Here is a 15,674-nt window from a genome sequence, read left to right as displayed (position 1 = left end):
CACAATGTCCGCACGGGCGCGTGAAAAAGGTAACCGGGGAACAGCAATGAAGTCGTGTCTCGTCGTCGACGATTCGAAGGTGATCCGAAAGGTTGCCCGGCACATTTTGGAAACGCTCGATTTTGTCGTGCGCGAGGCCGGGGACGGTCGCGAGGCGCTCGATTCCTGCCTTGCGTCGCCGCCCGACGTGATCCTGCTCGACTGGAACATGCCGGTGATGAGCGGGCTGGATTTCCTGCGCGCGCTCAAGGGATCGGAATTGCCCGAGCGACCCAAGGTGGTCTTCTGCACCACCGAGAACGGCATGGCCTATATCCGCGCCGCGATCGAGGCAGGTGCCGACGAATATGTGATGAAGCCGTTCGATCGCGAAACGCTGCAAAGCAAGCTCCAGATCGTCGGCCTCGCCTGACGCACGCGCGGTGGCGCCGGGGATGATACCGATCGAGCCCATGGGCGCACGGCTGCACCGAAGCCCCGCGCAGGTCCTGATCGTGGACGATTCGATCGTCGCACGCTCGATCCTCAGCCGCATGGTGGAGGGGACGCAGCGGTTTCGCGTGTCGGCTGCGTTCGGCGACGTCCGCGGCGCGCTCCAGTTCCTCGATACCCACCCGGTCGACGTCATCCTGCTCGATGTCGAGATGCCCGGGATCGACGGCCTGACGGCGCTGCCGCAAGTCCTGGCGGCGGGGAAGGGCGCCAAGGTGCTGGTCGTATCCTCCTCCGCCGACGAAGGCGCGGCGGTGAGCGTGCAGGCGCTGGCGCTCGGCGCCGCGGACACGCTGGTCAAGCCGGGGGTTGGTGCCTTCGGGGGGCGCTTTGCCTGTGTGCTCGAGGAGCGGCTGTCGCGGCTGATCGACGCGCCCGAGGCGACGAGCGGGCTGCCCGGCCGCTATTTCCCCGCAGGGCCGGCGGCTGCCGCGTTCGACGTCGTGGCGATCGGCGCCTCGACCGGCGGCATTCACGCGCTCAGCCAGTTGCTGCGGGCGATACCCGCGCGGTTCCAGGCGCCGATCCTGGTGACGCAGCACCTGCCGGCGTCGTTCATGTCCTATTTCGCAGCGCAGCTGGCGGTACTCGGCGGGCGGCCCTGCGACGTCGCCACCGATTGCATGCGAGTCCGCCCGGGCCGGATCATCGTCGCACCCGGCCACGCGCATATCCGCGTCGTGCGGACGTCGGAGGGCGCCGCGATCCGGCTGAGCGTCGAGCGCGCGCCGTCGGGGTGCATGCCGTCGGTCGATCCCATGTTCGAATCGGTGGCCGAGGTGTTCGGCGCGCGCGCGCTGGGCATCGTGCTCAGCGGGATGGGGCGCGACGGGTGTGAGGGGGCGCGGAATCTCGTCGATGCCGGCGCGCGCATCTTCGTTCAGGACCGCGAAAGCTCGGTCGTGTGGGGAATGCCGGGGGCGGTGGCGAATGCGGGGCGCGCGACGGCGGTGCTGCCCCCCGACCAGATCGGGCGGCTGATCGCCGAGGCGCGCGCGTGACACCGCGCCCGTCTCCCACGGCGTCGCCGGCGGCGATGAACCTGATCGCGGCGCTGCTGGAACAGCGCACCGGGCAGCAGATCGCCGCCAACCGCGCATGGCGGATCGAAACCGCGCTCAAGCCGGTGCTGCGCGAATGCGGCTTCGCCTCGCTCGATGTCCTGGTCCATCAGCTTGTTTCGGCGCGTGACGGCACGCTGGCCGATCGCGTCGTCGATGCGCTGCTCAACCAGGAGACGAGCTTCTTTCGCGACGCCGCGGTGCTCGACCAGATCGCCGATGCGGCGCAGGCGATGCAGGAGGCGAACCCGGAGCGGCGCATCCGCATCTGGTCGGCGGGGTGTTCGACGGGGCAGGAGCCGCTGTCGCTGGCGATATTGTTCGCCGAACGCGGCATGGCGGTGCCCGGGCGCGAGCCGGAGATCGTCGCGAGCGACATCTCGCCAACCGCGCTCGCCCGCGCCCGCGCCGGTCGCTATTCGCAGTTCGAGATCCAGCGCGGACTCGCCGTGCGGCGGATGGTCGAATGGTTCGACAGCGTCGGTGGCGACTGGGTCGCCCGCCCGGCCCTGGTACGGCGCATCCAGTTTCGCCAGCAGAACCTGACTGCCGACGCGCCGCCGCCGGGGCGGTTCGACATCATATTATGCCGCAACGTCCTCCTGTATTTCGCGCTTCCGGCGCGGAGCCGGGTGTTCGATACGCTGGCCGCGGCGGCGCGCCCCGGCGGGCTGCTGGTGCTCGGCGCGGGGGAGACGGTGATCGGGCTGACCGAGCATTTCCGGCCGAGCCAGGGGTATCGCGGCTTTTATCGCGCAGTCGCGCCCCGGATCGAGACGCCCGCCGCCGCCGCGGGATGATCGCGCTTGCCGCGAGGGGGGCGGTGCTTCTACCGTCCGGCGATGGATTATGGGCTCATGATGACCGATGCGCCGTCGCCCAATTTCGACGCGCGCGCGCTGCCGATCAGCATGATCGTGCTCCACTATACGGGCATGGAGAGCGGCGAGGCGGCGATCGCCCGGCTGCGCGATCCCGAGGCGAAGGTGTCCGCGCATTATGTCGTCGAGGAGGACGGGACGATCCTGAAGCTCGTCGACGAGGAAAAGCGCGCATGGCATGCCGGGCGCTCGCACTGGCGGGGGATCACCGATGTCAACAGCGCCTCGGTGGGGATCGAGCTGGTCAATCCGGGGCATGAGTTCGGGTACCGGACCTTTCCCGATGCGCAGATGGGCGCGCTGATCCCGCTCGTCGCGGCGATCAAGGCGCGGCACGGCATCACCCGCGGCAATGTCGTCGGCCATTCGGATATCGCCCCGGCGCGCAAGCAGGACCCGGGCGAGCTGTTTCACTGGCACGCGCTCGCCCGGCTGCGGCTGGCATTGCCGCGGCCGACGCGCAACCTGGTCGATCCCGGCTGGCCCGATGCGGGATTCATGCTCGCGCTGGAGCGCTTCGGCTATGATGTCGAGGATCGCGAAGCGGCGGTGCGCGCGTTCCAGCGGCGCTTTCGCCCCGAGATGATCGACGGCGAAGTCGATGGCGAATGCCGGTGCCTGCTCCTCGCGCTGCTGCTCCCCAAGCCCTTGGGCGACGAATGATCATGGTGCGCGCGGCGTTCACCACGTCGCTTCGCAATTCTGCAAGTAAAGGACTAATATAGGAGAAGCAGAGGTCTGATCTGTGAACATCAGTGGAATTCGTCCTTCTCTGCCTGCGATCCTCGGCCCCGTCCGTGTTCGACTGAGCGCGACCGTGCCCTCTGACGCCAAGGGCCATGAGGTGCCGTCGGTGACGACGCCCACGAACAGCGAGGCAATCGCCGCGCTTCACCGGGCCGCGCAAGTGAAGGGCGCCGAGCGGCTGATCAACGTTTCGTCCGATTACCGGCGCGCCGCGCTCGCATCGGGCCCGCTCCAGACGCGGTGGCAGATCGATGTCGAGGCATCGGGCACCGCGGTCGGGCCGGCGGAGAGCGCCGCGCCGGAGGCCGACGCAGCCCAGGGCGAGGGTCAGGAGCCCAGCATTTTCGGCGCGCCCGATCCGGAACCCAGACACCGCACCGATTGAGCGCTTGCAGTCGCCGCGCGCTGCGCTAGAGCGGCCCGGCCAGAGGGTCGGGCGGCCGCGGGTGCGCAAGCACGCGAGGAAAGTCCGGGCTCCACGGAAATACGGTGCCGGGTAACGCCCGGCGGGGGCGACCCCAGGGAAAGTGCCACAGAGAGCAGACCGCCCACTGGACCCGCTGTTTTTGGACGGCGGGGCTAAGGGTAAGGGTGAAAGGGTGCGGCAAGAGCGCACCGCGCGACCGGTAACGGAAGCGGCATGGTAAACCCCACCGGGAGCAAGACCGAATAGGGACGGCACATGGGGTGTTCCGCCTCGTCGTCCGGGTTGGTTGCTTGAGGGGCGGAGTAATCCGTCTCCTAGAGGAATGGCCGCACATCGCCGCAAGGCGAGGACAGAACCCGGCTTACAGACCCTCTGGCAATTTTCCCGCCGCGCGCGGCGCCCATGCGGGTGGCGTTTGCGCGCGGGGCACCCTATCTGCGGGGAATCATGGCGCGTTCGACACGATCAACCGACTGGGGCTTTCCACGCTGGCGCGCTTATGGCGCCGAGCGCGAAGCGGTGAAGGTGCGGCTGTGCGACCGCCATGGCTGCGAGGAGCCGGGCGACCGCCCCGCGCCCAAATCGCCCAACAGCCCCGAACGCTGGTATTTCTGCGAGACGCACGCGGGCGAATATAACCGCAACTGGAATTACTTCGAAGGACTGACTGCCGAGGAGGCCGCGCAGCGCGAGGCCGAGGAGCGGCGCGACGCGTCGGGCTATACCGAGGCGAAGTATAATGGCTGGGCAGGGCCGGGCGACGGCAGCCGTTCGCGCGACGAGATGCGCGCGCTCGAAGTGCTGGAGCTGGAGACCGACGCCGATTTCGACGCGGTACGGCTCGCATGGCGCCGCCTCGCCAAGTCGCACCATCCCGATGTCCGCCCCGGCGATGCCGATGCTGCGAAGCGATTTCAGGCGATCCAGGCGGCGTATGACGTGCTCAAGGCCGCCGAGGAACGCCGGACCTGGAAGCCCGATTGACGCAGCATGTCCGCTCCAATTGGGCGAATGCCGTGCTGGTGTGCGCCAAATGCTCGAAGAAGCTCGACGGCGGGTTCGGTCCCAAGGGCAAGGCGCCGCTCGCCAAGGCGCTGCGCAAGGAGCTGGGGCTGAAAAAGGGGCGCAAGGGCGCGGCGGGCGTGGTCGAGGTCAAGTGCCTCGGCGTGTGCCCACGCGGCGCGGTGACGGTGGTCAACGGTGCGCAGGCGCGCGAGTGGCTGATCGTGCCCGAGGGGGCGGATGTCGCGGAACTGGCCGCCGAACTGGGTCTCCCCACGCCCGAATAGCGTTAACGCCATCAGGCTCGCGCGATTGACTTGCGGGGGTTTCGCCGCGACCGTGCTGCGGGGCATCCGCAGGGGGTATCATGCACAGAAAGATTTCGGTCGCGGTAGCGGCCACGCTGACGATCGCGCCGGTGGCGGTCCTCGCGCAGGATTCGATGATCAGCGTGCTGTTCAACAAGGCGACCGAGGTCTTCGCCGGCAAGGGCTTTGCGCCGACCGGGTGGGAGCAGACCGGCGAATTGAAGCAGGGCGCAGAACAGCGGCTGACGGTGAAGCTGACCGGGGGCAGCGGCTATACCATCGTCGGCGTGTGCGATAGCGACTGCAAGGACATGGACATCCAGTTGCTCGACGTGAGCGGCGCCGAAGTCGCGAGGGACGAGGAGGAGGATGATTTCCCGATCGTCGAAGCCCCGGCAAGCGGCACCTATACTGCCCGGGTCGCGATGGTCTCGTGCTCGGCGTCGCCCTGTGCGTTCGGGGTCAAGGCCTACCGGAAATAACGATCGGCGATCAGCCCGCGGCGTAGCGCGCCGCGGTCGCCCGGATCAGCGCGATCATGTTGGGGATGCCCTGCGTCCGGTTCGAGCTGAGCTGGTTCTTCAGGTCGAACGGCGCGAGGGCTGCGTCGATGTCGGTCGCCAATATATCGGCGGGGCTGCGATCCTGCACCGTCAGCAGGACGAGCGCGATGATCCCCTTGGTGATCGCGGCGTTGGAGTCGGCGAGGAAGTGGAGCGATCCGTCGTCGCGGCGGGTCGGATAGACCCACACCGACGCCGAACACCCCCGCACCAGCGTCGCATCGGTCTTGAGCGGATCGGGCATCGGCTCCAGCGCGCGGCCCAGATCGATCAGCAGGCGGTAGCGATCATCGGCTTCGAGGAAGCCATATTCGTCCTGGAGTTCGGCGAGGCTGGTCATGGGGTCAGGCTATAGCGTGTCGGCGACTATTGCCAACCGTGGCCTCAGGCGCTCCCCTTCCGCTTGCGGGAGGGGGCGGGGGAGGGCATGGACCCGGCCCCCTCCAAATTTCCCCTCCCCTGACCCCTCCCCTGACCCCTCCCGCAAGCGGAAGGGGGATAAAGGGAAGCCTTACAGGTCCACCCCGGCGGCGATCGCTTCCAGCTTGCGGATGCGTTCCTTGAGGTCGGCGACTTCGATCCGCGATGCGGCGGACGGGATGCCGTTCGGCACCGGATCGGCGGTGGCGCCGGTGCTGCGGCCCTGCAGTTCCTGCTGCTTGAGCGCCAGCCAGCCCCGCCAGCCGGAGAGGCCCGCGGCGGTGACCATGCCGAGTCCGGCAAGCCCGGCGACGGCGAGAGTGACATAGAGGTTGGGATCGTAGGTCACGTCATTCCTCCCTGGTCAGACGGTTATTTCAGGTCGCGCAGCGATTCGATCTCGCGATCGAGGCGGACGCTGCTGGTTTCGCTGTCGGTCACGACGCGCTCGAGCACCTGGACACGCTCGCGCAGGGCGCGGAGTTCGTCGCGGAGCCGGGCATTTTCGGCCAGGTCGGCAGCCGAGCTACCCTGCTGCGGGAGTTCCGTCCGGTCCCGGCGGCTTCGGCGATCATAGCGGCCATAGCGCGCGCGCAAGATGCTCCCGATGGTCACGACAATGACGATCGCGACTAGCATTTCCCTTGGGTCCATTACCTTGTCTCCCTTTGTCCCCCCGCAGGGAGATCAGTTGTTCGCGTGCGCCTGGACCAGCTTCGCCGCGCGGCGGCGGGGTCGGTCGCGGGACTCGGAGAGCGCAACAGCTCCCCCGCACAGTGCCGTCAGCACTGCGAAAAAGACAATCATCGAAGTAATCCTTTAGTTGAGCGGCGCGTCGCGCAGCTTTTCGATTTCATCGGCAACCGCGATACCGCGATCGGTTACTATTCTTTCGAGGACCCGGACCCGCTGTTCGAGCCGCTCGGTCTGCGCCGCATATTGCGCGGCCTTTTCGGCGGCCAGCCCTGCCTCGATCTCCATCTTGCGCTCCCAGAGCCGGAGCAGCGGCCGGACCACTACGCCGCCGAAGATCGCCAGCAGGCCGCAGGAGATGCCGAGGATGGGGATGAGAAGCGGAGAAATCATGGTCCAACTCCCTCGTTGGTGCGGTTCAGCGGAGCGCGTCGATCGCGCGGGCGGTGCGTTCGGCGGGATCGGTGGCGATGCGTTCGAGCACCGCGATCCGCTCCTCCAGCCGAGAGATCTGCCCGGTCAGGCGCTCATTCTCGGCTGAGAGCAACTCGATCTTGCGATCGGCCTCGGGATTGCCCTTCGGCGTCATGCCCTTCCACTCATTCTCCAGCGCATAGCCGTGCTTCGCGCGGATCCAGTTGTTGATGAGCCAGCCTGCGGTCGAGATCGCTACGATCATCAACACGAAGATCATGGTGTCCTCGTTCATGGCTTAGTCCCTCCCTGTTGACTGCCTGCGCCTCAGCGCAGGCTGTCGATTTCGTCGGCGAGGCGCGTGTTGCGGCTCGTATAGTACATCTCGATGTCGGCGAGCCGGCGGTCGATGTCGCGGAAGGTCGAGCGGACCTCGGCGGTCGAGCGCTTGGGATTGCTCCGCACGCCCTGCCAGAACTTCTCCTCCTCGGCGGTCTCGTACAGGCCGACCGGCTTGGCGTTCGCCATCCAGGCGACGAGGAAGTACGCGACCAGCGTCCAGGGGAAGCCCCCGACCAGCGTGAGCAGGATGGCGCCGACGCGAACCCAGGTGGTGTCGATCCCGGTATAGTCGGCGATCCCGGCGCACACGCCCGACCATTTGGCATTCTGCTTGTCGAGATAGAATTTGGTGCGGCTGGCGGACATTTCAGTTCCTCCTGCTGATGTCATAGGGCGAGGGGCTCTGCGGCTGGCTCGGACGGAAGTCCGGATTGTCGGCCGCGATGATCCGCTCGATCGTCATGAGCCGCTCTTCCAGGCGGCGGGCGGTGTAGTGCAGCTCGTCGAGGAGCTTTTCGTCTTCGCCGGTGATCGTGGCGGCCTGCTTCCACTTGGTGACATAGTGGAAGACCAGCCACGGCAGCCCGAGGAAGAGGATCCCGATCGCCAGGATCGGAATGATGATCTCGTCCATGGATCAGGCTCCCCGGTTCAGGCGGGCCTTCAGGGCCTCCAGCTCGGCATCGACCTTCTCGGACGAACGCAGCTCGGCGATTTCCTCCTCGAGCGTCTTGGGCGCGGCGCCCAGCCCGGCGGCATCGGCGCGGCCCTCGGCGAAATCGACCCGGCGTTCGAGCATGTCGAAGCGCGAGAACGCATCCTGCATCTTCGGGCCGTTGGTCATTTCGCGCAGGCGGACGCGGTTGTTCGCGCTTTCCAGCCGGGCGACGATTGAATTCTGGCGGGTGCGCGCCTCGCGCAGCTTGTTCTGGAGCTTGTTGATGTCCTCCTCGGAGGCCTTGAGTGCCTCGTCGAGAACCGCGATTTCCTCGCCCAGATGCTCGCACATATCGGCAGCCTTCTGGCGCTCGACCAGCGCAGCCTTGGCCAGGTCCTCGCGGCCCTTGGACAGCGCCAGCTCGGCCTTTTCGGTCCAGCTCTCCTGGAGCTTTTCCAGCTTGCCGATGTGGCGGCGCATTTCCTTCTGGTCGGCGATGGTGCGCGCGGCGGAAGCCCGGACCTCGACCAACGTCTCCTCCATTTCGAGGATGATCATGCGGACCATCTTGGCCGGGTCTTCGGCCTTGTCGAGCAGATCGGTGACATTGGCGGCGATGATGTCGCGGGTCCGAGAAAAGATACCCATAGTGATACTCCTTCGAATTGGGGACCGGCGGGAGGAGCTAGGGAAAGACCCTCCCGCCGGGTTCCCGCTCGCCGAGGGAGGCGAGCGGGGAGACCTCGTCAGGCGATCACTGCCGGCCCGACCGCGCCTGCCACGAAGACGGCGCTGGCGAGAAGGGCGAAGGTGATGCCGATAAAGGCGTTGCGGAAATTTGCGGCTTGGTAGGTCATTGTCGTGTCCTGAACCTTGATGGTTGCGTTCGCTCGTTGTCGAGCTTGCCAATACAATAGCAGGATGCGTGCCAGTTTCTGAAAGGCGCAGATTTCCGCGGTTTTCGCCTTATTGTGCCGTTGGCCGGTGTCGGCTCCCAAAAAATTCCTTGCCAATGTTTGGGAAAATTCGCCAAGCATTTGGCATGGAGCGCGCAACGCATGTCATCGGCCAGTCGGCCGCCTTTCTCGACGCACTGGAGCGCGCGAGCCGCGCGGCGGCACTCGATCGCCCGGTGCTGGTCATCGGCGAGCGCGGGACGGGCAAGGAGCTGGTCGCCGAACGCCTCCACCGGCTGAGCCCGCGCTGGGACCAGCCGCTGGTGGTGATGAACTGCGCCGCGCTGCCCGAGACGTTGATCGAGGCCGAGCTGTTCGGGCACGAGGCGGGCGCCTTCACCGGCGCGACCAAGGCGCGCGTGGGCCGGTTCGAAGAGGCGCATGGCGGCACGCTGTTCCTCGACGAGCTCGGCACGCTGTCGATGGGCGCGCAGGAACGGCTGCTGCGCGCAGTGGAATATGGCGAGATTACCCGGATCGGGTCGTCGCGCCCGCTGCGCGTCGATGTGCGTATCGTCGCGGCGACCAACGAGCATCTGCCCGAGCGAGTCGATCGCGGCACGTTCCGCGCCGACCTTCTCGACCGGCTGTCGTTCGAAGTCGTGACGCTGCCGCCGCTGCGGCATCGCGACGGCGATGTTGAAGTGCTGGCCGAATTTTACGGGCGGCGGATGGCGTCGGAGATCGGCTGGTCGGACTGGCCGGGCTGGGGGCCGAACGCAATCGATGTGCTGCTCCATTATGACTGGCCGGGCAATGTCCGCGAGCTGCGCAACGTCGTCGAGCGCGCGGTGTATCGCTGGGAACAGGCCGGGCCGGTCGACCGGATCGAGATCGATCCGTTCCAGTCGCCCTATCGCCCGCGGCCTATTGCCAGCCGCGCCGCGACCGAGCCGCAGGGAGCGGCTCCGGCGCCGGTGGTGCCCGACGCAGTACCGGCGGCGGTGTTTGAAGGCGCGGGCGACTTCAAGACGCGCGTGGCACGGTTCGAGCGCGAGCTGCTGTCGCGGGCGCTGGCCGAGCACCGCTACAACCAGCGATCGACCGCCGAGGCGCTGGGGCTGACCTATGACCAGTTGCGCCATGCGCTGAAGCGGCATGAGCTGCTGGGGGCGGGGGGATAGCGTGCATTGATCGCTGGCCCGTGATCTGCTCAAGGCTGCGGCAAACCGGGTACGGGGTCGCATGGATACAGACATAATCGAGCGGACGCACATTGTTCCGCTGGCGGCGCAGGCGCAGGACCTGTTGGGGCTGGAGCAGGCGAACCGGCTGCGGCGCCTTCAGCCCAAGGCCGGGGCCGACTTCGCCTCGAACGACTATCTCGGGCTTGCCGGATCGGCGCGGCTGGGCCGGGCGGTGCGGGATGCGGTGGCGCGCGGGGTGCCGGTCGGCTCGGGCGGGTCGCGACTGTTGCGCGGCAACGACCCCGAGCATGAAGCGCTGGAGGCTGAGGCGGCGGCGTTTTTCGGGTGCGCGGCGGCGCTGTATCTGTCCACCGGCTATGCCGCCAATGCGGCGCTGCTCTCGACGCTGCCGCAACGCGGCGACCTGATCGTTCATGACGTGCTGATCCACGCCAGCGCGCATGAGGGGATGCGGCTGGCGCGCGCGCCCTTCGTGGCGGCGGGGCATAATGACCCGCAGGCGGTCGAGGAGGCGATCGGCGGATGGCGGCGCGGCGGGGGCACCGGCACGCCGTGGATCGCGGTGGAGAGCCTGTACAGCATGGACGGCGACCGCGCGCCGCTCGACGATCTCGTCGCGGTGGCGGCACGGCACGACGCGATGCTGCTGATCGACGAGGCGCATGCGACCGGCGTGTTCGGGCCGCAGGGGCGCGGGCTGGCGGCGCATCTGGAGGGGCGCGAGACGGTGATCACGCTGCGCACCTGTGGCAAGGCGATGGGGTGCGAGGGCGCGCTGGTGTGCGGACCTGCGCTGGTGCGCGACAGCCTGATCAATCGCGGGCGGGCGTTCATCTTCTCCACCGCGCCTTCGCCGCTGATGGCCGCGGCGGTGCGCGAGGCGCTGTGTATCCTGGCCGACGAGCCTGAACGGCGCGAGGCGCTCGCGGCGCTGGTCGCGCATGCCGAGCGGGTGCTGGCGCCGCATGGGGTGGCGGCGACGGGCAGCCAGATCTTGCCGCTGGTGATCGGCGAGGACGCGCCCACCATGGCGCGCGCGGCGGTGCTTCAGGCACGCGGGTTCGACGTGCGCGGCATCCGCCCGCCGACCGTGCCGCAGGGAAGCGCGCGGCTGCGCATCTCGCTGACGCTCAACGTCACCGAAGCGCAGGTCGACGCGCTGGCCGACGCGCTCGGGAGCGTCGCGGCATGACGCGCTTCGTCGTCACCGGCACCGATACCGATATCGGCAAGACGGTCTTCGCCGCCGCGCTGACCGACGCGCTGGGCGCGAGCTATTGGAAGCCGGTGCAGGCCGGGCTGGACGATGGCAGCGACAGTGCGCGGGTAGGCGCTCTGGCCGGAGTGCCGGTGTTGCCCGAGGCCTATCGCTTGACCACGCCCTGTTCGCCGCACCGCGCCGCCGAGATCGACGGCGTGACGATCGACCCGGCGCGGCTGGCGCTGCCCGATGTCGCCGGGCCGTTGGTGGTCGAGGGCGCGGGCGGGGTGCTGGTGCCGATCACGCGCGAGCTGCTCTATGCCGATATGATGGCGCGATGGGGGCTTCCCGTGGTGCTGGTGGCGCGCACGGGGCTGGGGACGATCAACCACAGCCTGTTGTCGATCGAGGCACTGCGCGCGCGCGGCGTGGCGATAGTGGGCATCGCCTTTATCGGCGAGGCGCAGGAGGACAGCGAGGCGATAATCGCGGCGATCGGGGGCGTGCGGCGGCTGGGGCGGCTGCCCCGGCTCGATCCGCTGACGCCGGAGGCTTTGCGTGCTGCTTTCGCGGCGCAGTTCGATCTTGCGGACTTCGGGGCATGAGCGGCTCGCCGATCTGGCATCCCTTTACCCAGCACGGGCTGGGCGAGCCGATCCCGCTGGTGACGCGGGCCGAGGGCGCGGTGCTGACCACGCAGGACGGACGGCGGATCATTGACGCCATCTCCTCCTGGTGGGTGACGACGCATGGCCATAGCCACCCGCGCATCATGGCCGCCATCGCCGAGCAGGCGGGGCGGCTCGACCAGATCATCTTCGCGGGCTGGACGCACGAACCCGCCGAGACCGTCGCGCGCGAACTGGTGCGGGTCACCCCGCCGGCGCTGAGCCGCGTGTTCTTCTCGGACTCGGGATCGACCTGTGTCGAAGTCGCGCTGAAGATGGCGCTGGGCTATTGGCGCAACCGCGGCGAGGCGCGGCAGCGCGTGATCGTGATGGAGCACAGCTATCATGGCGACACGATCGGGGCGATGTCGGTCGGCGCGCGCGGCGTGTTCAACCGCGCGTACGAACCGTTGCTGTTCGATGTGACCACCATCCCCTTTCCGGCGCCGGGGCGCGAACAGGCGACGCTGGACGCGCTGGCGGCGGCGTGCGCCGATGCCGCCGCGCTGATCGTCGAGCCGCTGGTGCTGGGGGCGGGCGGGATGCTGGTCTACTCCGCCGGGGTGCTCGCGGAGATGCGCGCGGTGTGCGCGGCGCACGGCACTTTGTTCATCGCCGACGAAGTGATGACCGGATGGGGCCGCACCGGCACGCTGCTGGCGTGCGAACAGGCGGGGGTGGTGCCCGACCTGCTATGCCTGTCCAAGGGGCTGACCGGGGGGGCAGTGCCGCTGGCGGTGACGCTGGCGACCGAGGCGATCTTCGACGCGCATTGGTCGAGCGACCGGTCGCGGATGTTTTTCCACTCGTCGAGCTACACCGCCAATCCGATCGCCTGCGCCGCCGCTGCCGCCAATCTGGCGATCTGGCGCGACGAGCCGGTGCTGGAGCGAGTCGCTACGCTGGCGGCGCGGCAGCGGGTGCGGCTGGATGCGGTGGCGCGGCTGCCGGGGGTGCATAACCCGCGCGCGCTGGGGACGATCGCGGCGCTGGAGATCGGCGACCCGGCGGGGGCCTATCTCTCCGACATCGGGCCGCGGCTGCTGGGCTTTTTCCGCGAGCGGGACCTGTTGCTTCGCCCGCTGGGCAACACCGTCTATGTCATGCCGCCTTACTGCATCGACGAGGACCAGCTCGATGCCGTCTATGCCGCGATCGGCCAGGCGGCGGCGCGCTTTGGCGGGGCGGAGTGATCGCAACACTCGATCGCTGGCCAAGAAAAAATGTTGCGGCATCCCGCGCTCCCATGCGTTAGGCGGGGGCAAGCAAGGATTAACCCCCCAACCAGGAGGATGGCATGGCTTTCGAACTTCCCGAGCTTCCGTACAGCAAGGACGCACTGGCCCCGACGATGTCGGCCGAGACGCTGGAATTCCACCACGGCAAGCATCACAAGGCCTATGTCGACAACACCAACAAGATGGTTGCCGACATCCCCGAACTGGCCGGCGCGAAGCTGACCGACGTGATCAAATACGCCAAGGAAAAGGGCAATAAGGGGCTGTTCAACAACAGCTCGCAGGTTTGGAACCACAGCTTTTTCTGGCAGTGCCTGTCGCCCGAGAAGCAGGCCCCGTCGGGCAAGCTGGCCGAGCTGATCACCGAAGGTTTCGGCAGCACCGAGGCGCTGATCGAGAAGCTCAAGGCCGAGTCGGTCGGGCATTTCGCGAGCGGCTGGGGCTGGCTTGTGTTGGAGGACGGCGCGCTCAAGGTGACCTCGCTCCATGACGGCGATTCGCCCGTCGCGCACGGCATCACCCCGCTGCTGACGCTCGATGTGTGGGAGCACGCTTATTACATCGATTATCGCAATGCCCGTCCGGCGTTCGCGGATGCGGTGCTCAACAATCTGGTGAACTGGGAATTCGTCGCCCAGAACCTCGACGGCGAAGGCGCAAGCCGGGCCGACCAGGGCTGATCCACTCGGATTTGCGGAAAAGGGGCGTCGGGCGCAGGCTCGGCGCCCCTTTTGCGTTCAGCCCCGCGACCAGGGCTGCGCGGCGCGCATGTCGAGACGGCACAGGCCGGTCAGCCCGTGGCGCTGGGCATAGGCGCGCACCCGCGCATCGTAATCGGGGGCGAGCGGGGCGGCGAAGTTCCAGTCGGGCGGGGTGAAGGTGGAGAAGCCGTTGATCGTCGGCACCCGCCAGCGTTCCGCCAGGAACATCGCATCGACATTGTGCGGATACAGCGCATCCAGCCGGGCGTCGCGGTACAGCGGGGCTCCGGGGCGGGTCGAGACGATGTAGAAGGCGGAGCAGCCGGGGGGCGGCGCGGGGATCGTGTCGAGCGCGGCGTGCTGTGCGCTGCGGCTGAGCCGCGCGGGCTGCGCGAGATTGACTTGCTCGGCCAGCAGCAGCGCGACGATCGCGCCGGCGATCCAGGGGCGGCGCTGCCACAATTGCGCAAGCTGCGCGCGCCACGCGATGCCGATGAGCAGCAGCACGGGCAGCACCAGGAAAAGCTGATAGCGCAGCACGACTCGCAGCCCGCTGGCGCCGGGGACGAGGAAATGCACCAGCAGCCAGGGCGAGACCTGCCAGATCCGCAGCGTCAGCGCCCAGCTTATCAGGATCGCGAGCGCGAAGACGCGGGCGAAGCCGGTGTCGCCCCGCCGCGCGACCAGCCGGACCAGCGCGGCGCAGGCGAGCGCGAACAGCAGCAGCGGGAAGCCCGACTCATGCTCGCCGCCGAGCAATGCGCGGGCAAGCCGTCCGTCGGGCGGCGCGACGGCGTGGACTGCGATCCGCAATCCCTGCACCAGCCAGCCCCAGAGCAAATTGGCTTCGCCCACATTCACCAGATCGGTCGGCTGGACGAGGTAGGAGATCATGAAGCCATGCCCGCCGCTCTCGACGCGCTTGGCAACGTAGACGAACAGGAAGGGGATCACGGCGACGGTGAAGGCGAGGGCGAAGGTCGCCAGCGTGCGGCCATGCGCGCGGACCAAAGCGGCGATCGCGGCGGGGCGCCAGCGTCCCGTCACTCCCAGCCAGCACAGCAGCAACACCAAGCTGAAATAGAGCGTGAACCACGCGAAATAAAAGGCGCTGACCAGCCACACCCCGATCACCGCCGCCGTCGCCACCGCCAGCAGGCGGGCGCGGGGCCGTCCGGCGATCTCCGCGCGCACGGTCAGGGTCGCGAGGCCCGCGACGAGCGGGAGCAATGCCAGCGTGTTGATCTGCGCGTGCCCCGCGTGGAGGAACATGCCGTTCGAAATCGTCGCCAGCGTCGCGATCAGGACCGTCAGCCCCCAGCTCCAGCGCAGCACGCCGCGCACCAGCCACAGCGTTGCGACATAGCCCAGCGTCCTGAACGTGAAGGCCGTCAGCGTGTCGGAAAGGAAGGGCTCGAACCCCAGACGCCATGCCGAATAGATCAGGCCTGACAGGAAATAGCCGTCATTATAGCCGAGCGTGTCGGCATAGGGATGGAAATAGAGCGGCTGGTTCCACGTCGCTGCGCCGAGGAATACCGAGCGCCAATGTTCGAGAATCGTCATCTCGATCATCGCGTCCATCCGGTCGCCGAAGCCTAGGTCGAACCCGCTCGCGAGGGTGTCGCGAAACACCACCAGCATCGCGAAGAGATAGCCGGCAAGCACCAGCGCGGCACCGAGGATGCCGCGCAATGCCGTGCTGGGCGCAGATGCGCCGCCAGATGTCATTCTGTCCCCCCCATGGGAATTGG

The 15,674-nt window shown here is 67.9% G+C and carries 23 protein-coding genes and 1 other RNA gene; 14 read left to right on the top strand and 10 right to left on the bottom strand.

What is annotated here, in order from left to right; genetic code table 11:
- Positions 1 to 46: 46 nt before the first annotated feature.
- The 9 genes from TS85_RS09530 to TS85_RS24060 all read left to right on the top strand — a co-directional run bounded on the left by TS85_RS09530 (position 47) and on the right by TS85_RS24060 (position 5,400).
- Positions 47 to 412, top strand: coding sequence for a response regulator (locus TS85_RS09530; RefSeq protein ID WP_044331838.1), 366 nt, complete (start codon positions 47 to 49; stop codon positions 410 to 412).
- Between the two features lie 22 nt (positions 413 to 434).
- Positions 435 to 1,493 carry a chemotaxis protein CheB gene (locus TS85_RS09525; RefSeq protein WP_227698740.1) on the top strand — a complete coding sequence of 353 codons (1,059 nt, stop codon included), beginning with the start codon at positions 435 to 437 and terminating at the stop codon, positions 1,491 to 1,493.
- A 35-nt stretch (positions 1,494 to 1,528) separates the two neighbouring features.
- Positions 1,529 to 2,353 (top strand): CheR family methyltransferase, encoded by an 825-nt coding sequence (locus TS85_RS09520; protein ID WP_044331837.1) that lies wholly within the window; start codon positions 1,529 to 1,531, stop codon positions 2,351 to 2,353.
- Between the two features lie 42 nt (positions 2,354 to 2,395).
- Complete coding sequence (locus TS85_RS09515; protein ID WP_077228539.1) at positions 2,396 to 3,097, top strand: N-acetylmuramoyl-L-alanine amidase; 702 nt, start codon at positions 2,396 to 2,398, stop codon at positions 3,095 to 3,097.
- A 190-nt stretch (positions 3,098 to 3,287) separates the two neighbouring features.
- A complete protein-coding gene (locus tag TS85_RS09510) occupies positions 3,288 to 3,566 on the top strand; it encodes a hypothetical protein (RefSeq protein ID WP_155006355.1) in 279 nt (92 codons plus the stop codon).
- Between the two features lie 39 nt (positions 3,567 to 3,605).
- An RNA gene (gene rnpB, locus TS85_RS24355) (RNase P RNA component class A) lies at positions 3,606 to 3,988 on the top strand.
- Between the two features lie 67 nt (positions 3,989 to 4,055).
- Positions 4,056 to 4,592, top strand: coding sequence for a J domain-containing protein (locus tag TS85_RS09505; protein ID WP_044336110.1), 537 nt, complete (start codon positions 4,056 to 4,058; stop codon positions 4,590 to 4,592).
- Positions 4,589 to 4,897, top strand: a complete 309-nt coding sequence (locus tag TS85_RS09500; RefSeq protein WP_044331836.1) for a (2Fe-2S) ferredoxin domain-containing protein — start codon at positions 4,589 to 4,591, stop codon at positions 4,895 to 4,897. The genes TS85_RS09505 and TS85_RS09500 overlap by 4 nt, the downstream gene beginning before the upstream one ends.
- Before the next feature lie 80 nt (positions 4,898 to 4,977).
- On the top strand, positions 4,978 to 5,400 hold the full coding sequence (locus tag TS85_RS24060) for a hypothetical protein (protein WP_052507824.1): 423 nt from the start codon (positions 4,978 to 4,980) through the stop codon (positions 5,398 to 5,400).
- 10 nt (positions 5,401 to 5,410) lie between these two features.
- On the opposite strand, the gene TS85_RS09490 is transcribed toward TS85_RS24060, so the two are convergent.
- The 9 genes from TS85_RS09490 to TS85_RS25335 all read right to left on the bottom strand — a co-directional run bounded on the left by TS85_RS09490 (position 5,411) and on the right by TS85_RS25335 (position 9,045).
- A complete protein-coding gene (locus TS85_RS09490) occupies positions 5,411 to 5,821 on the bottom strand; it encodes a SufE family protein (RefSeq protein WP_044331835.1) in 411 nt (136 codons plus the stop codon).
- A gap of 171 nt (positions 5,822 to 5,992) precedes the next feature.
- On the bottom strand, positions 5,993 to 6,190 hold the full coding sequence (locus tag TS85_RS09485; RefSeq protein WP_044336108.1) for a hypothetical protein: 198 nt from the start codon (positions 6,188 to 6,190) through the stop codon (positions 5,993 to 5,995).
- An 83-nt stretch (positions 6,191 to 6,273) separates the two neighbouring features.
- Complete coding sequence (locus TS85_RS09480) at positions 6,274 to 6,555, bottom strand: hypothetical protein (RefSeq protein ID WP_044331833.1); 282 nt, start codon at positions 6,553 to 6,555, stop codon at positions 6,274 to 6,276.
- A 165-nt stretch (positions 6,556 to 6,720) separates the two neighbouring features.
- Complete coding sequence (locus TS85_RS09475) at positions 6,721 to 6,987, bottom strand: hypothetical protein (RefSeq protein WP_173426222.1); 267 nt, start codon at positions 6,985 to 6,987, stop codon at positions 6,721 to 6,723.
- A gap of 25 nt (positions 6,988 to 7,012) precedes the next feature.
- Positions 7,013 to 7,303 (bottom strand): hypothetical protein, encoded by a 291-nt coding sequence (locus tag TS85_RS09470; protein WP_044331832.1) that lies wholly within the window; start codon positions 7,301 to 7,303, stop codon positions 7,013 to 7,015.
- A 32-nt stretch (positions 7,304 to 7,335) separates the two neighbouring features.
- Positions 7,336 to 7,716 carry an envelope stress response membrane protein PspC gene (gene pspC, locus TS85_RS09465; RefSeq protein WP_044331830.1) on the bottom strand — a complete coding sequence of 127 codons (381 nt, stop codon included), beginning with the start codon at positions 7,714 to 7,716 and terminating at the stop codon, positions 7,336 to 7,338.
- A gap of 1 nt (position 7,717) precedes the next feature.
- Complete coding sequence (gene pspB / locus TS85_RS09460) at positions 7,718 to 7,984, bottom strand: envelope stress response membrane protein PspB (protein WP_044331828.1); 267 nt, start codon at positions 7,982 to 7,984, stop codon at positions 7,718 to 7,720.
- A gap of 3 nt (positions 7,985 to 7,987) precedes the next feature.
- Complete coding sequence (gene pspA / locus TS85_RS09455) at positions 7,988 to 8,656, bottom strand: phage shock protein PspA (RefSeq protein WP_044331825.1); 669 nt, start codon at positions 8,654 to 8,656, stop codon at positions 7,988 to 7,990.
- Between the two features lie 98 nt (positions 8,657 to 8,754).
- Positions 8,755 to 9,045 carry a hypothetical protein gene (locus tag TS85_RS25335; RefSeq protein WP_155006354.1) on the bottom strand — a complete coding sequence of 97 codons (291 nt, stop codon included), beginning with the start codon at positions 9,043 to 9,045 and terminating at the stop codon, positions 8,755 to 8,757.
- A 5-nt stretch (positions 9,046 to 9,050) separates the two neighbouring features.
- On the opposite strand from TS85_RS25335, the gene pspF reads away from it, so the two are divergent.
- The 5 genes from pspF to TS85_RS09430 all read left to right on the top strand — a co-directional run bounded on the left by pspF (position 9,051) and on the right by TS85_RS09430 (position 13,899).
- A complete protein-coding gene (gene pspF / locus TS85_RS09450) occupies positions 9,051 to 10,088 on the top strand; it encodes a phage shock protein operon transcriptional activator (RefSeq protein ID WP_044331821.1) in 1,038 nt (345 codons plus the stop codon).
- A 61-nt stretch (positions 10,089 to 10,149) separates the two neighbouring features.
- Positions 10,150 to 11,304 (top strand): 8-amino-7-oxononanoate synthase, encoded by a 1,155-nt coding sequence (locus tag TS85_RS09445; protein ID WP_044331818.1) that lies wholly within the window; start codon positions 10,150 to 10,152, stop codon positions 11,302 to 11,304.
- Positions 11,301 to 11,918 carry a dethiobiotin synthase gene (gene bioD, locus TS85_RS09440; protein WP_044331816.1) on the top strand — a complete coding sequence of 206 codons (618 nt, stop codon included), beginning with the start codon at positions 11,301 to 11,303 and terminating at the stop codon, positions 11,916 to 11,918. The genes TS85_RS09445 and bioD overlap by 4 nt, the downstream gene beginning before the upstream one ends.
- Entirely contained in the window at positions 11,915 to 13,174 is a 1,260-nt protein-coding gene (locus TS85_RS09435) for an adenosylmethionine--8-amino-7-oxononanoate transaminase (protein WP_044331814.1), read from the top strand. Before bioD ends, TS85_RS09435 begins: the two co-directional genes overlap by 4 nt.
- A gap of 104 nt (positions 13,175 to 13,278) precedes the next feature.
- Positions 13,279 to 13,899: a superoxide dismutase gene (locus tag TS85_RS09430; RefSeq protein ID WP_044331812.1), complete on the top strand. Its 621-nt coding sequence runs from the start codon at positions 13,279 to 13,281 to the stop codon at positions 13,897 to 13,899.
- A gap of 57 nt (positions 13,900 to 13,956) precedes the next feature.
- Here the strand turns inward: TS85_RS09430 and TS85_RS25330 are convergent, their stop codons facing one another.
- A complete protein-coding gene (locus tag TS85_RS25330; RefSeq protein ID WP_227698739.1) occupies positions 13,957 to 15,651 on the bottom strand; it encodes a hypothetical protein in 1,695 nt (564 codons plus the stop codon).
- Positions 15,652 to 15,674: the final 23 nt, after the last annotated feature.

The sequence above is a fragment of the Sphingomonas hengshuiensis genome (assembly GCF_000935025.1).
Lineage (GTDB): Bacteria > Pseudomonadota > Alphaproteobacteria > Sphingomonadales > Sphingomonadaceae > Sphingomonas > Sphingomonas hengshuiensis.
This window is presented reverse-complemented; position numbering and strand designations above follow the sequence as displayed.

What these genes read in the sequence shown, in the direction of transcription:
- pspC (WP_044331830.1), bottom strand. Translation starts at nt 7,716, where the DNA reads ATGTCCGCCAGCCGCACCAAATTCTATCTCGACAAGCAGAATGCCAAA.
- TS85_RS09490 (WP_044331835.1), bottom strand. Translation starts at nt 5,821, where the DNA reads ATGACCAGCCTCGCCGAACTCCAGGACGAATATGGCTTCCTCGAAGCC.
- pspA (WP_044331825.1), bottom strand. Translation starts at nt 8,656, where the DNA reads ATGGGTATCTTTTCTCGGACCCGCGACATCATCGCCGCCAATGTCACC.
- TS85_RS25330 (WP_227698739.1), bottom strand. Translation starts at nt 15,651, where the DNA reads ATGACATCTGGCGGCGCATCTGCGCCCAGCACGGCATTGCGCGGCATC.
- TS85_RS09430 (WP_044331812.1), top strand. Translation starts at nt 13,279, where the DNA reads ATGGCTTTCGAACTTCCCGAGCTTCCGTACAGCAAGGACGCACTGGCC.
- TS85_RS09520 (WP_044331837.1), top strand. Translation starts at nt 1,529, where the DNA reads ATGAACCTGATCGCGGCGCTGCTGGAACAGCGCACCGGGCAGCAGATC.
- TS85_RS09480 (WP_044331833.1), bottom strand. Translation starts at nt 6,555, where the DNA reads ATGGACCCAAGGGAAATGCTAGTCGCGATCGTCATTGTCGTGACCATC.
- pspB (WP_044331828.1), bottom strand. Translation starts at nt 7,984, where the DNA reads ATGGACGAGATCATCATTCCGATCCTGGCGATCGGGATCCTCTTCCTC.
- TS85_RS09475 (WP_173426222.1), bottom strand. Translation starts at nt 6,987, where the DNA reads ATGATTTCTCCGCTTCTCATCCCCATCCTCGGCATCTCCTGCGGCCTG.
- TS85_RS09515 (WP_077228539.1), top strand. Translation starts at nt 2,396, where the DNA reads ATGGATTATGGGCTCATGATGACCGATGCGCCGTCGCCCAATTTCGAC.
- TS85_RS24060 (WP_052507824.1), top strand. Translation starts at nt 4,978, where the DNA reads ATGCACAGAAAGATTTCGGTCGCGGTAGCGGCCACGCTGACGATCGCG.
- TS85_RS09485 (WP_044336108.1), bottom strand. Translation starts at nt 6,190, where the DNA reads ATGGTCACCGCCGCGGGCCTCTCCGGCTGGCGGGGCTGGCTGGCGCTC.
- bioD (WP_044331816.1), top strand. Translation starts at nt 11,301, where the DNA reads ATGACGCGCTTCGTCGTCACCGGCACCGATACCGATATCGGCAAGACG.
- TS85_RS09445 (WP_044331818.1), top strand. Translation starts at nt 10,150, where the DNA reads ATGGATACAGACATAATCGAGCGGACGCACATTGTTCCGCTGGCGGCG.
- TS85_RS09505 (WP_044336110.1), top strand. Translation starts at nt 4,056, where the DNA reads ATGGCGCGTTCGACACGATCAACCGACTGGGGCTTTCCACGCTGGCGC.
- pspF (WP_044331821.1), top strand. Translation starts at nt 9,051, where the DNA reads ATGGAGCGCGCAACGCATGTCATCGGCCAGTCGGCCGCCTTTCTCGAC.
- TS85_RS09435 (WP_044331814.1), top strand. Translation starts at nt 11,915, where the DNA reads ATGAGCGGCTCGCCGATCTGGCATCCCTTTACCCAGCACGGGCTGGGC.
- TS85_RS09530 (WP_044331838.1), top strand. Translation starts at nt 47, where the DNA reads ATGAAGTCGTGTCTCGTCGTCGACGATTCGAAGGTGATCCGAAAGGTT.
- TS85_RS09525 (WP_227698740.1), top strand. Translation starts at nt 435, where the DNA reads ATGATACCGATCGAGCCCATGGGCGCACGGCTGCACCGAAGCCCCGCG.
- TS85_RS09470 (WP_044331832.1), bottom strand. Translation starts at nt 7,303, where the DNA reads ATGAACGAGGACACCATGATCTTCGTGTTGATGATCGTAGCGATCTCG.
- TS85_RS25335 (WP_155006354.1), bottom strand. Translation starts at nt 9,045, where the DNA reads ATGCTTGGCGAATTTTCCCAAACATTGGCAAGGAATTTTTTGGGAGCC.